This window comes from Pseudomonas sp. NPDC090201 (genome assembly GCF_044746825.1).
Lineage (GTDB): Bacteria > Pseudomonadota > Gammaproteobacteria > Pseudomonadales > Pseudomonadaceae > Aquipseudomonas > Aquipseudomonas putida_AD.
On record NZ_JBIVCX010000011.1, the window covers coordinates 113150 to 125765 of the forward strand.

A 12616-nucleotide genomic window follows, 5' to 3' on the forward strand; every position below is an offset into this window, starting at 1 on the left:
TCCTCATCAGCGTGTTTCTATGCCTTGGGTCGGACATCTCGATGACATCTCTTAAAAACCCCTTGGCTTGTGAGGGAGATGCTATGGAATATGCTTAAATAACTCAAATTCATAATTTTCATGCTTTGGATAACCAACAGGAATTCGAGATGGACCTGGCCAACCTCAACGCCTTTATTGCCATCGCCGAGACCGGCAGCTTCTCTGCAGCGGGCGAGCGCCTGCACCTGACGCAACCGGCCATCAGCAAGCGTATCGCAGGGCTTGAGCAACAATTGAATGTGCGCCTGTTCGACCGGCTGGGCCGCGAGATCAACCTGACCGAGGCCGGCCGGGCGCTGCTGCCCAGGGCCTACCAGATTCTGAACGTGCTGGACGACACCCGCCGGGCGCTGACCAACCTCACCGGCGAGGTCACCGGGCGCCTGAGCCTAGCCACCAGCCATCACATCGGCCTGCACCGCTTGCCCCCACTATTGAGGACATTCACCCGCACCTACCCCAATGTCGCGCTGGATATCGAGTTTCTCGATTCGGAGGTCGCCTACGACGAGATCCTCCACGGCCGCGCCGAGCTTGCGGTCATCACTCTGGCACCCCAGCCGCATTCATCGGTCAAGGCGGTGGCGGTCTGGGACGACCTGCTGGAGTTCGTGGCCGCGCCCGAGCATCCGCTGGCCAACATCGAAAACGTCAGCCTGGCCGATGTCGCGGGCTATCCGGCGGTGTTTCCCGGCGGCAACACCTTTACCCATCACATCGTCAGTGGCCTGTGCGAAGCCCAGGGGATCAAGCCCAATATCGCCATGAGCACCAACTACATGGAAACCATCAAGATGATGGTATCCATCGGCCTGGCATGGAGTGTGCTGCCCAGAACCATGCTGGACGAACAAGTTGCACGTATTCCGTTGCCGGGCATACAGCTGCGCCGCGAGCTAGGCTACATTGTCCACACGGAACGCACGCTGTCGAACGCGGCAAAAGCGTTCATGGCGCTGCTGGATGCCCAGGCGAATGTCCTGAGCGGTGAAGCTCACTGATCGACTTACCGGCTTTATGCCTTCAAGGCTCGTGATCACATGCCCACAACCGCAGACAACTCGATGTTTCAATTGACCGGCCTGGCCCTGACCGCAAAGGAGTCGGAGAAACACTTCGCCACTCTTTTCAACCTCAGCCCCAACGTCGTGTTACTGACCCGCTTCGAAGACGGGCTGATCTGCAATGCCAACAGGCATTTCGAAACGACCTTTGGCTGGCCGCTCAAGGACTGCGTGGGCCGCACCACCCTCGACATCGGCCTGTGGCTGGAACCTGCACAACGCCAGCTGGCGCTGGACAAGACCTTTGCCTCGCCGCTGCCGGCCAACCTGGAAACCCAGTGGCAGGGGCGCCAGGGCAGCGCCCATGACGGCACCCTGTATACCCAGAAGATCGAGCTGAGCGACGGTCTGTACCTGCTCAGCACTTTCATCGACACCACCGAACACAAGCGTGCGCAGCAGGCCCTGAAGGCCAGCGAGGAGAAATTCGCCCGGGCCTTTCACTCAAGCCCGGACGCCATCATCATCACCGAGAAAGCCACGGGGCGTTACATCGAGGTCAACGACGGCTTTTCCCGGCTGTCGGGCTACAGCGCCAGCGACGTGATCGGCCACACGGTGTTCGAATTCGTCATCATGGCCGACATCACCCAGCGCGAACGGTTGATTCAGGAAGTCCAGGACTATGGCCGGGTGCGCAACCGCGAGCTGCTGGGGCGCAACAAGAATGGCGAGCTCATCACCGTTGACGTGTCCATCGACCCGCTGGAGCTCAACGATACCGCCTGCCTGCTGATTACCGCCCGGGACATCAGCCAGTTGAAGAACGCCCAGGCGCAGATCCAGCACCTGGCCTACCACGACCCCCTGACCAACCTGCCCAACCGCGCCCTGCTGATGGACCGCCTGAGCCAGCAGATCGCCCTGCTCAAGCGCCACGACTTGCGCGGGGCCCTGCTGTTCCTGGACCTGGACCACTTCAAGCACATCAACGACTCCCTCGGCCATCCGGTGGGCGACAGCGTGCTGAAAATCATCACCGCGCGCCTGGAGGCCAGCGTGCGCATGGAAGACACCGTCGCGCGGCTGGGCGGCGATGAGTTCGTGGTGCTCATCAGCGGCCTGGAAGGCACCCGCGACGAGGTGATCGATCAGGTGGCGCGTCTGGCCGACACCTTGCGCGAGCTGCTCGCTGAACCCATGTTTCTCGATGGGCACCGGTTGCAGGTCACGCCCAGTATTGGCGTGGCGCTGATTCCCGATCATGGCTCAACCCCGGCCGACCTGCTCAAGCGCGCCGACATCGCGCTGTACCGCGCCAAGGATGCCGGGCGCAACGCCACGCAGATGTTCCACGACACCATGCAAAAGGCCGCCAGCGACCGGCTGCGCCTGGAAAACGAACTGCGCCAGGCCCAGGCCCGGGGCGAATTCAGCCTCAGCTACCAACCCCAGGTGGACACCCGCGGCAACCGTATCGTCGGCGCCGAAGCCCTGCTGCGCTGGCAGCACCCGGTACTGGGCAACCTGCCGCCGAACCAGTTCATCAAGGTCATGGAAGAAAGCGGCATGATCCTCGAGGTCGGCAACTGGATTCTGGAAGAGGCCTGCAAGACCGGCGGCGAACTGATCCGCAAGGGGCTGATCGACGGCCATGACTTCAACCTGTGCGTGAATATCAGCCCCAGGCAGTTCCGTCAGATCGACTTCGTCGAGCGCGTCGAGAACAGCCTGCGCACCTGCGAACTGCCCCGCGACATGCTCAAGCTGGAGATCACCGAAGGCATCGTCATCCAGAATCTGGACGACACCATCGCCAAGATGCTGCAGCTCAAGGAACTGGGGGTCAGTTTCGCCATGGACGACTTCGGCACCGGCTACTCGTCGCTGACCTACCTCAAGCGGCTACCGGTGGATGCGCTGAAAATCGACCAGTCCTTCGTGCGCGACGCCACCACCGACCCCAACGACGCCGAAATCGTGCGCGCCATCGTGGCCATGGCCGCCAGCCTGAACCTGTCCATCATCGCCGAAGGGGTGGAGCAACAGGAGCAACTGGATTTCCTGACCCAGCTTGACTGCCATCTGTATCAGGGGTTTCTGTTCAGCGAACCGCTGAGCGTGGCGGGGTTTGAAGGGTTGTTGTTGTCGCGTGGAAAACACCCCCTGTAGGAGCGCGCTTGGTCTGGGCCGCATTCGGACGACCGCGGTGTGTCTGTGACGCATCTGTCGTCTGACACACCGCGGTCGCGGGCAAGCGCGCTCCTACAGTCGGTAGTGGGCAGGCACAAAAAAGGCACCCCGCAGGGTGCCTTTTCTCGTATCAACCTGAAATCAATGCGCCAGGGTTTTCTGGCCGTTGATCTGGATGCGCTTTGGCTTGGCCTCTTCAGGCACCAGGCGCAGCAGGTCGATGTTCAGCAGGCCGTTGGCCAGCGCTGCGTTTTGCACTTCGATGTGGTCGGCCAGGCGGAACGACAGCTTGAACGCGCGCTGGGCGATGCCCTGGTGCAGGAAGGTCACGCCTTCGGCGGCCTTGTCACGCTTGCTGCCGGTGACGGTCAGCACACCCTTCTCGACCTGCAGCTCGAGGTCTTCTTCCTGGAAACCCGCAGCCGCGATGACGATGCGGTACTGGTCATCTGCGTGTTTCTCGACGTTGTAGGGAGGGTAGCTGCTGGCCGACTCGTTACGGGCGGCCGATTCGAACAGGTCGTTGAAACGGTCGAAGCCCACGGAAGAGCGGAACAGTGGAGCCAGGGAAAATGCGGTAGTCATGTGAATCTCCTGAATAATCAGCAAGTGTTTGTATCCGCGACCCGACTTCGGCATCGCGTAATCCCTAGATAAGGACGGTCACTTCTGTTTCAAGAGTCGCTATGAAAAATTTTCTCAGGCCGCCTCAGGCTGCGTAACGCCGAGCATCTGGCTGATGCGCTCGCAATCGGTCTCCCGGCGCAGCGAATCGAACAGCACCGTGGCTTCGGGGTAACTCTTGGTCAGCAACACCACCCACTGCTTGAGCCGGCCCGGCGCCTGGACGCGGGTCATCTTGGCCATGGCCTGCAGCCAGAAATGCCGCAGCAGCGGTTGCAGCTCCTGCCAGGTCATCTCGACGACTTCACGCCCGGCCTCGGCCGCGGCGATCTGCCGGCCCAGATCAGGGCGCGCCACCAGTCCGCGACCGATCATGATGTCCCGCGCACCGCAGATCTCGCGGCAGCGGCGCCAGTCGTCCACGGTCCAGATCTCGCCATTGGCGATGATCGGGATCTTTACCACGTCCTGGATCTTGCCGATCCATTCCCAATGCGCCGGCGGCTTGTAGCCATCGACCTTGGTGCGGGCGTGCACCACGATGTGCTCGGCGCCGCCGGCTTCCAGGGCACGGGCGCAGTCCAGGGCAGGTTCGGTGCTGTCGTAGCCCAGACGCATCTTGGCCGTGACCGGAATGTGCGCAGGCACGGCGCGGCGCACATGGCTGAGGATCGAGTGCAGCAGCTCGGGCTCTTTGAGCAGAACCGCGCCACCCCGGGACTTGTTCACCGTCTTGGCCGGGCAGCCGAAGTTCAAGTCGATGACCGGCGCCCCCAGCTCGGCGGCAAGGGCCGCGTTCTCCGCCAGGCACACAGGATCAGAACCCAGCAACTGAACGCGCAGCGGCACGCCGGCGCGGGTTTTCGCGCCGGTGAGCAATTCGGAGGCGAACTTGTGGAAGTAGTGCTCAGGCAACAGCCGCTCGGTGACGCGGATGAATTCCGTCACGCACCAGTCGATGCCGCCTACTTGAGTCAGCACATCGCGCAGAATGTCGTCGACCAGGCCTTCCATCGGCGCCAGGGCAATTTGCATGGGTCACACTCGAAAAAAGTCCGGCAGTTTACGCAGTGGCGCGTCGATTGGAAACGATCTCGACGCGCCGGGCGTCAGGAAACGGCCATCTGCAGCGCAGGGGCATAGCCCTCGATGAACTCGGTCGGCATGCGCTTGGGCTTGCCGGTAGACAGTTCAATGCAGACAAAAGTGGTTTGCGCCCGCAGCAGCGTCACGCCGTCGCTTGGCCGCCGGAGCTGGAAACGACGTGTCATCTTGAGCTTCTGGTCCCAATCGACGATCCAGGTGGCCAGTTGCAGCTCATCTTCCAGATAGGCGCTGGCCAGGTAGTCGATTTCATGGCGTACCACGGCCATGGCGCGGTCCAGGCGTCGATATTCGGTCAGGTCCAGGCCCAGCTGCTGCGAGTGGCGCCAGGCGCAGCGCTCAAGCCAGGTCACGTACACCGCATTGTTGGCGTGCCCCAATCCGTCGATGTCGTCGTCGCTCACTTGCAGATCGATGACGAATGGCGTTGCCAGATCCCAGACCATGCTCGCTCCTGTCCTCAAGAATTGATTCGGCGGACAGTGTAACGAAAAGCGCTGGTGGATGGCCCGGATCTGTCGCTAACGCCTTACTGCACGGCCGACTTGGCCGCTCGCAGCACCCGGTCGGACATTTCGCACGGCCCCAGCGCACGGGCCAGCGCCAGGCCGCCCAGCATCAGGGCGATATCGGCCAGGGTCTTGTCGGTTTCTTCGGGGCTTGCGGCCAGTTGCGCGACCATCAGTTCAATGTGCTCGGCCAAGGCGTCGCGAAAATCATCCGACAGCCGCGCCATCTCCCCTATCGCCGTCGGCAGCGGGCAGGCGTGGTCTTCGGCGTCGCGGTGTTTGCGCGAGAGGTAGAAGGCAGCGAGCAAGGCCCGGCGTTCATCGCCCGGAAGCTGGTCGTCGATGGTGGCGACCATCTGGCGCCGCTCGCTGAGCAATTGATTGAAAGCCTCAAGCATCAAGGCTTCTTTGCTGTCGAAATGGGCATAGAAGCCACCGACCGTGAGCCCTGCCGCGCCCATGATTTCGTTGACGCTGGGCTCGACCGGACCGCGAGCGATCAGCGCCGCACTGGCAGCACCGAGGATACGTTCGCGGGTTTGTGCTTTTTTGTCGTTCATGTCCGCCTCCCGGATGATGGCAGTAATATTATCTGCATCATCGGCGAAGGCAAGAGGCACGCACACCCCAATATCCGTAGCAGTCCGGCTTGCCGGCGTAGCGGTGGGTCATTGAAAGACTCTTCGCCTGACACACCGCCACGCCGGCAAGCGGAGCGCCGCCCGGCCGTGCTGCTACGGTGATCGGGGGAGACAGGGAAATTAAAACCCCAGAAAAACAAAAGGGCCATTCAATAATCGAATGACCCTTGGTCTCGCAGAGCGAGTAATCGTGGCGTCCCCTAGGGGACTCGAACCCCTGTTACCGCCGTGAAAGGGCGGTGTCCTAGGCCACTAGACGAAGGGGACGCAAAACCTTCTGTCAGGTTCGTTCAAACAACACAACGAACCCTGGCGAAATTGGTGGAGCTAAGCGGGATCGAACCGCTGACCTCCTGCATGCCATGCAGGCGCTCTCCCAGCTGAGCTATAGCCCCAGATTTATCGCCTCGCGGCGGAGATCAACCTTGCGGCATCACTCGGTGAAACGTGGCGTCCCCTAGGGGACTCGAACCCCTGTTACCGCCGTGAAAGGGCGGTGTCCTAGGCCACTAGACGAAGGGGACGTAACCCTTGTGTACCCTATCGGCGCTGGTTCCGATTCGCGGTACAAACTTCAAGGCAGTGTAGCCAACCTTGAAGCTTCTAATTTGGTGGAGCTAAGCGGGATCGAACCGCTGACCTCCTGCATGCCATGCAGGCGCTCTCCCAGCTGAGCTATAGCCCCACATTACACTCTCGGATCACGCTGCGTTGCCGCTGTGTTTTCCGTGTTGCCGTGTGGACGGGGCGCATATTAAGTGCGACCCGGGTACCTGTCAAACTTTTTTTAAACAAATTTCAAAAAAAATTTCCGGGATAACAATCACTTACCGCCCTCCCCCGGCTTTCCCCAAGAAAAGCAGGGGGTTGCCGCCCCTGTCGCAGCGCACGGCTGCGAGGCAACAGGGGCGCTCACCACTCAGGCAATGGCGCCGAGCAGCTTTTCCCATTCCTTGTTTTCTTTCTTGGACACGCCACCCAAGAGGTCCAGGGCCTGGCGCAGACGGTAGCGCGTCAAGTCCGGGCCGAGGATTTCCATCGCGTCGGTGACCGACACGGAGTTGGCCTGCCCTGTGATCGCGGCGAACATCAGCGGCATGGCGTCGCGCAGTTTCAGCGCCAGGTGATCGACCACCGCCTGGATGCAACCCATGATGCGGTCCTTCTCCCACTGACGCAGGGATTCGAGCTTCCACAGGATCAACTGCATCACCTGTCGCACCTGCTCGGGCGACAGCTTCTTGTGCTCGAACAGCTTCACGTCCGGCGTCACGCCACCGGCGAAGAAGAAGCCGCCCAGCGGCGCGACCTGGCTGAAGGTTTCGACGCGGCCCTGTACGTGGGGCGCGATCTTCATCATGTAGTCGCTGTTGAACGCCCACTTCTGCACACGCGCGGCAAACTCCTGCACCGGCAGCTCGCGCAGCCACTGGCCGTTGAGCCAGGAGAGCTTCTCGATGTCGAAGATCGGGCCGCCCAGGGAGACGCGGTTCAGGTCGAAGTTGTCGACCATTTCCTGCAGCGAGAACTTCTCGCGCTCGTCCGGCATCGACCAGCCCATGCGGCCCAGGTAGTTGAGCATCGCCTCGGGCATGAAGCCCATGCGCTCGTAGAAGGTCACCGAGGTCGGGTTCTTGCGCTTGGACAGTTTGCTCTTGTCCGGGTTACGCAGCAGCGGCATGTAGCACAGTGCCGGCTTTTCCCAGCCGAAGTATTCGTAGAGCAGTATCAGCTTGGGCGCCGACGGCAGCCATTCTTCGCCGCGCAGCACGTGGGTGATGCCCATCAGGTGGTCATCGACGACGTTGGCCAGGAAGTAGGTCGGCAGGCCGTCGGTCTTCATCAGGACCTGCATGTCCATGCGGTCCCACGGGATTTCGACTTCGCCACGCAGGATGTCCGGCACCACGCACACGCCTTCGCTCGGCACCTTCATGCGGATCACATGGGGCTCGCCAGCGGCCAGGCGGCGCTCGACTTCTTCCTTGGACAGCAGCAGCGCGCGGCCGTCGTAGCGCGGGGTTTCGCCACGGGCCATCTGCTCGGCGCGCATCTGGTCCAGTTCTTCGGCGGTGCAGAAGCACGGGAAGGCGTGACCGGCGTCGACCAGTTGCTGGGTGTATTTTTTGTAGATGTCGCCGCGTTCGCTCTGACGGTACGGACCGTGGGGGCCGCCAACGTCCGGGCCTTCGCTCCACTCGATACCGAGCCAGCGCAGGGCGTCGAAAATCTGTTGTTCGGACTCGCGGGTCGAGCGCAGCTGGTCGGTGTCTTCAATGCGCAGGATGAATTCGCCGCCGTGCTGCTTGGCGAAGCAATAGTTGAAGAGCGCGATGTAAGCCGTGCCAACGTGGGGGTCGCCGGTAGGCGATGGCGCGATGCGGGTACGAACGGTGGTCATGAAAAATCTCGAGCAGAATGGATCAAGGGGCGGATGGTAGCAGGCCACCCCTTGGCACTCTAGCCGGTTCGCGTGGTTTTACCTGCACGGTGCTGTCGATTGATCGGCCTGGTTGTATTCGAACAGAACATCTTCATTGGGCGTACGCGGCAGTAGCACCCTGATGAGAGGAAGCAGGACACGCCCACCCGTCGCGGAACACAGAAAATCGTGCTGAATGCGTTGGCCGTCCGCCAGTCCATTGGTCTGACCGTTAGTGCGATACCAAAAGGCCTTGATCGGAAGTGAGTGGCCAAGGCCCGGCGCCCAGACGTTGACGAGCATCTCGTTCCATTCTTTGAAGGATGTGTCTTGATAATTCCTGTTCAATAACGCCATTGACGCCAATGCCGCATTGAAACTCGGACCCGCGTGCTGATTGGCGCTATTGGGAACGCTGAATGCGCACTGGTGGCCCCTCCTGTTGACCACACCGGCCTTGAAATAATGTGCGATCCACTGAGGCGCTGTATTCACCGCAGGTTGTAACCTGTGACAACGGTCGCTATCCGAAAGGCCTGGGCTTGGCCCGCAGCCATGATCCTTTCTTGGATCGGTACCTCCATCCATAGGAAAAAGACATTCGATCATCAGAGGCATTTTATTCGGAGGTCGCTCAAACTCCGGGAATATGATGTAGCCTTTAGTGAACGCGGGGTACGTCAGGAACTTGGAATCTTTTCGAATATAAACGAACGACACGCCGCCTTTTGCAATCTGCTTGGGGCTAGGATCCCAGGCGTGAAAGCTGGTTGAATAATCCGCATCCCGCATGATGATGCCGCTGCACAGAAAGCCGGGCCGTGTGTCTGATCCGCAATTGACAGGGGTGCTTGCGTACAGGCGGCGTAAATCGGCAAGCACTTGTGGCCCATTGTTTACTTCTGGCGCCTGATTCAATGACGGCTCAGGTGAAGTTGCGCATCCAGCCAATAACAGCAACAAGAACAGAATATGATATCTGGTCATTTGATCGCTCCGGAAAATTCCATTTAACCCAACCAGACACTACACCCCCTTAGTTCAGCGCCACAACTGTCAGAAATGACAGTCAGCCCATGTTTTTCACCGCACAAACAACGGATTGAGGCACCTTCCAGCTATCAGCAAATTTTCTAATCGCGAAATACTCTAACAACATTGAACAGCCCTACAGCGATCAAAAGTTTAATAAGCGGCTGGGGACACGGACTTTTAACTTATCGCTGACTGTGCATCGATCAGTGGCCACTACCAGGGCAGAGAGAAGCGGATTACCAGCCATTAACGGCGTGAATGCCGCTTGCCGGTAACTCTCGTCCCGTTGATGATCCATCTTTTGGCTCCCTGCCTGCCGCCTTCGACGGATCGACCATGCCTGCCCAACTGAAACGCCGCCTGTTCATCTTTCTCGTGGTGGTCCTGCTGATCGCCCTCGCCTTTTTCGCCCAGTGGTATTTCAAGGGGCGGTTCGTCGAAACCACTGACAACGCCTACGTGCAGGGCGAAATCACGCGGATTTCCAGCCAGTTGGGGGCGCGTGTCAGCGAGGTGCTGGTGCAGGATAACCAGCACGTGGACAAGGGCCAGTTGCTGGTGCGCCTGGAGCCGGACGATTTCCGGCTGGCCGTCGAACGGGCCCAGGCTACCCTCGCGACCCGTGAAGCCGAGCGGGTGCAGGCGCAAAGCAAACTGACACAACAATCGAGCCTGATCGCCGCCAGTGACGCACAAGTGCAGGCCAACCAGGCGACCCTGGGGCGCACGCAACTAGACCTCGCACGCCTGCAAAAGCTGCGCAAGCCGGGCTTTGTGTCGGAAGCACAGGTCACCACCATGACCGCCGACAGCAGCGTCGCCCGTTCTCAGGTGAGCAAGGCCCAGGCCGATGCCCAGGGGCAGCGCCAGCAAGTGATGGCCCTGAGCGCCGAGATCAAGCGTCTGGACGCACAGATCGCCAGCGCCCGCGCCGATCTCGCCCAAGCTGAAATCAATTCCAGTCGCACTGAAATCCACTCGCCCATCAGCGGCATGATCGGCCAGCGCGCGGCGCGCAATGGCCAGTACGTACAGGGCGGCGCCTACCTGCTGTCCATCGTGCCCGACGAGGACATCTGGGTGCAGGCCAACTTCAAGGAAACCCAGATCGAACACATGCAGATCGGCCAGCGCGCCGAACTGACCTTCGACAGCTTCCCCAGCACACCGATCCAGGGCCGGGTCGACAGCCTGTTCGCCGCCTCGGGGGCGCAGTTCAGCCTGCTGCCGCCGGACAACGCCACCGGCAACTTCACCAAGGTCGTGCAGCGCATCCCGGTCAAGCTCACCTTCGCGCCGGACAACCCTCTGCACGGCAAGATCCGCCCCGGCATGTCGGTGACCGTCGCGGTGGACATCAAGCCAGCGCACGAGGCCGACAGTGGCCGGTGATGAACTGATCCGCCCGGTCGGCGAACCGACCCGGCGCGACTGGATCGCGGTGATGAGCGTGATGCTCGGCGCCTTCATGGCGGTGCTCGACATCCAGATCACCAACTCCTCGCTCAAGGACATTCAGGGCGCGCTGTCAGCCACCCTGGAAGAAGGCTCGTGGATTTCCACGTCCTACCTGGTGGCGGAAATCATCATGATCCCGCTCACCGCCTGGCTGGTGCAGTTGCTCTCGGCCCGCAGGCTGGCGGTGTGGGTGTCACTGGGTTTTCTGGCCTCGTCGCTGCTGTGTTCCATGGCCTGGAGCCTGGAAAGCATGATCGTGTTCCGCGCCATGCAGGGCTTCACCGGTGGCGCGCTGATTCCGCTGGCGTTCACCCTGACCCTCATCAAGCTGCCCGAACATCATCGCGCCAAGGGCATGGCCCTGTTCGCCATGACCGCCACCTTCGCCCCCTCCATCGGCCCCACCCTGGGCGGCTGGCTGACGGAAAACTTCGGCTGGGAATACATCTTCTACATCAACGTGCCGCCCGGGCTGGTGATGATTGCGGGACTGATGTACGGCCTTGAGAAGAAGGCGCCGCACTGGGAGCTGCTCAAGAGCACCGACTACGCCGGCATCGTCACCCTGGGTGTGGGATTGGGCTGCCTGCAGGTGTTTCTCGAAGAAGGCCACCGCAAGGACTGGCTCGAATCGAGCCTGATCGTCACCCTGGGCAGCATCGCCCTGCTCAGCCTGATCGCCTTCGTGATTATCCAGTTCTCCAAGGACCGGCCGCTGATCAACCTGGGCATTCTTGGCAATCGCAATTTCGGCCTGTCGAGCATTTCCAGCGTCGGCATGGGGGTGGGATTGTACGGCTCGGTCTACCTGCTGCCGCTGTATCTGGCGCAGATCCAGGGCTACAACGCCCAGCAGATCGGCGAGGTCATCATGTGGATGGGGATCCCGCAGCTGTTCCTGATCCCGCTGGTGCCGCAACTGATGAAAATCATCCCGCCCAAGGTGCTGTGCACGCTGGGGTTCGGCCTGTTCGGCGCGGCGAGTTTTCTCTCGGGGGTGCTCAACCCGGACTTTGCCGGGCCGCAGTTCAACCACATCCAGATCGTCCGCGCGCTGGGCCAGCCGATGATCATGGTCACTATCTCGCTGATTGCCACGTCCTACATCCAGCCTCAGGACGCAGGTTCGGCCTCCAGCCTGTTCAACATCCTGCGCAACCTGGGCGGCGCCATCGGCATCGCGCTGCTGGCCACCTTGCTGGATGCACGGACCAAGACCTACTTCGACTACCTGCGCGAATCCATCTCCCCGGCCAACCCGCAGGTCGCCGAACGCCTGGCGCAACTCACCGACCGCCTCGGCAACGAAACCGCCGCGCTGGGCAAGCTCAGCGAAATCACCCACCAACAGGCCGCGATCATGGCCTACAACGATGCATTCCATTTCGTCGCACTGGCGTTGGGGATCAGTATGGTGGCGGTGATGCTGACCAAGAAATTGCCGGTGGGGATCAAGGCGGGTGAGGCTCACTGAAGGAGCCATGGGGTGTGCGCAGGTCTTTTTGTATCGCTCTGTGTACAGCCATTCCAGAGATACATCCACCCGCATTCACGCCCGATCCCGGACACAGACGCGATACACCT

At 61.0% G+C, this 12616-nt stretch carries 9 protein-coding genes, 4 tRNA genes and 1 pseudogene; 4 read left to right on the forward strand and 10 right to left on the reverse strand.

The genetic code is table 11. The annotated features are described in order from the left end of the window. Window positions 1–149: 149 nt before the first annotated feature. Both ACIPOO_RS22585 and ACIPOO_RS22590 read left to right on the forward strand, forming a co-directional pair. The gene (locus ACIPOO_RS22585; protein WP_400609946.1) at window positions 150–1043 is read left to right on the forward strand and encodes a LysR family transcriptional regulator; all 894 of its coding nucleotides are present in this window, start codon (window positions 150–152) and stop codon (window positions 1041–1043) included. Window positions 1044–1130: 87 nt separating this feature from the next. Further along, a pseudogene (locus tag ACIPOO_RS22590) lies at window positions 1131–3218 on the forward strand (putative bifunctional diguanylate cyclase/phosphodiesterase); the annotation flags it as partial. 162 nt (window positions 3219–3380) lie between these two features. Here ACIPOO_RS22590 and ACIPOO_RS22595 read toward each other — a convergent pair. The 10 genes from ACIPOO_RS22595 to ACIPOO_RS22640 all read right to left on the reverse strand — a co-directional run bounded on the left by ACIPOO_RS22595 (window position 3381) and on the right by ACIPOO_RS22640 (window position 9526). Next, a complete protein-coding gene (locus tag ACIPOO_RS22595) occupies window positions 3381–3824 on the reverse strand; it encodes an Hsp20 family protein (RefSeq protein ID WP_274130194.1) in 444 nt (147 codons plus the stop codon). A 114-nt stretch (window positions 3825–3938) separates the two neighbouring features. Continuing rightward, the gene (locus ACIPOO_RS22600) at window positions 3939–4898 is read right to left on the reverse strand and encodes a tRNA-dihydrouridine synthase (protein WP_274130195.1); all 960 of its coding nucleotides are present in this window, start codon (window positions 4896–4898) and stop codon (window positions 3939–3941) included. Between the two features lie 74 nt (window positions 4899–4972). After that, entirely contained in the window at window positions 4973–5413 is a 441-nt protein-coding gene (locus tag ACIPOO_RS22605; protein ID WP_274130196.1) for a thioesterase family protein, read from the reverse strand. 83 nt (window positions 5414–5496) lie between these two features. After that, window positions 5497–6036 carry a TetR/AcrR family transcriptional regulator gene (locus ACIPOO_RS22610; protein ID WP_274130197.1) on the reverse strand — a complete coding sequence of 180 codons (540 nt, stop codon included), beginning with the start codon at window positions 6034–6036 and terminating at the stop codon, window positions 5497–5499. Window positions 6037–6308: 272 nt separating this feature from the next. Continuing rightward, window positions 6309–6384 (reverse strand) — tRNA-Glu (locus tag ACIPOO_RS22615). Window positions 6385–6436: 52 nt separating this feature from the next. Continuing rightward, a tRNA-Ala gene (locus ACIPOO_RS22620) sits at window positions 6437–6512 on the reverse strand. A 53-nt stretch (window positions 6513–6565) separates the two neighbouring features. Next, window positions 6566–6641, reverse strand: a tRNA-Glu gene (locus tag ACIPOO_RS22625). A gap of 85 nt (window positions 6642–6726) precedes the next feature. Then, a tRNA-Ala gene (locus tag ACIPOO_RS22630) sits at window positions 6727–6802 on the reverse strand. A 234-nt stretch (window positions 6803–7036) separates the two neighbouring features. Next, on the reverse strand, window positions 7037–8518 hold the full coding sequence (gene gltX, locus ACIPOO_RS22635; protein WP_400609949.1) for a glutamate--tRNA ligase: 1482 nt from the start codon (window positions 8516–8518) through the stop codon (window positions 7037–7039). Window positions 8519–8596: 78 nt separating this feature from the next. Then, window positions 8597–9526 (reverse strand): hypothetical protein, encoded by a 930-nt coding sequence (locus tag ACIPOO_RS22640; protein ID WP_400609953.1) that lies wholly within the window; start codon window positions 9524–9526, stop codon window positions 8597–8599. Window positions 9527–9910: 384 nt separating this feature from the next. On the opposite strand from ACIPOO_RS22640, the gene ACIPOO_RS22645 reads away from it, so the two are divergent. Both ACIPOO_RS22645 and ACIPOO_RS22650 read left to right on the forward strand, forming a co-directional pair. Then, on the forward strand, window positions 9911–10966 hold the full coding sequence (locus ACIPOO_RS22645; RefSeq protein WP_400609955.1) for an HlyD family secretion protein: 1056 nt from the start codon (window positions 9911–9913) through the stop codon (window positions 10964–10966). A 49-nt stretch (window positions 10967–11015) separates the two neighbouring features. Continuing rightward, entirely contained in the window at window positions 11016–12506 is a 1491-nt protein-coding gene (locus ACIPOO_RS22650; RefSeq protein ID WP_400609997.1) for a DHA2 family efflux MFS transporter permease subunit, read from the forward strand. Window positions 12507–12616: the final 110 nt, after the last annotated feature.

Coding starts and splice junctions, on each gene's coding strand:
- ACIPOO_RS22585 (WP_400609946.1), top strand. CDS start 150: ATGGACCTGGCCAACCTCAACGCCTTTATTGCCATCGCCGAGACCGGC.
- ACIPOO_RS22595 (WP_274130194.1), bottom strand. CDS start 3,824: ATGACTACCGCATTTTCCCTGGCTCCACTGTTCCGCTCTTCCGTGGGC.
- ACIPOO_RS22600 (WP_274130195.1), bottom strand. CDS start 4,898: ATGCAAATTGCCCTGGCGCCGATGGAAGGCCTGGTCGACGACATTCTG.
- ACIPOO_RS22605 (WP_274130196.1), bottom strand. CDS start 5,413: ATGGTCTGGGATCTGGCAACGCCATTCGTCATCGATCTGCAAGTGAGC.
- ACIPOO_RS22610 (WP_274130197.1), bottom strand. CDS start 6,036: ATGAACGACAAAAAAGCACAAACCCGCGAACGTATCCTCGGTGCTGCC.
- gltX (WP_400609949.1), bottom strand. CDS start 8,518: ATGACCACCGTTCGTACCCGCATCGCGCCATCGCCTACCGGCGACCCC.
- ACIPOO_RS22640 (WP_400609953.1), bottom strand. CDS start 9,526: ATGACCAGATATCATATTCTGTTCTTGTTGCTGTTATTGGCTGGATGC.
- ACIPOO_RS22645 (WP_400609955.1), top strand. CDS start 9,911: ATGCCTGCCCAACTGAAACGCCGCCTGTTCATCTTTCTCGTGGTGGTC.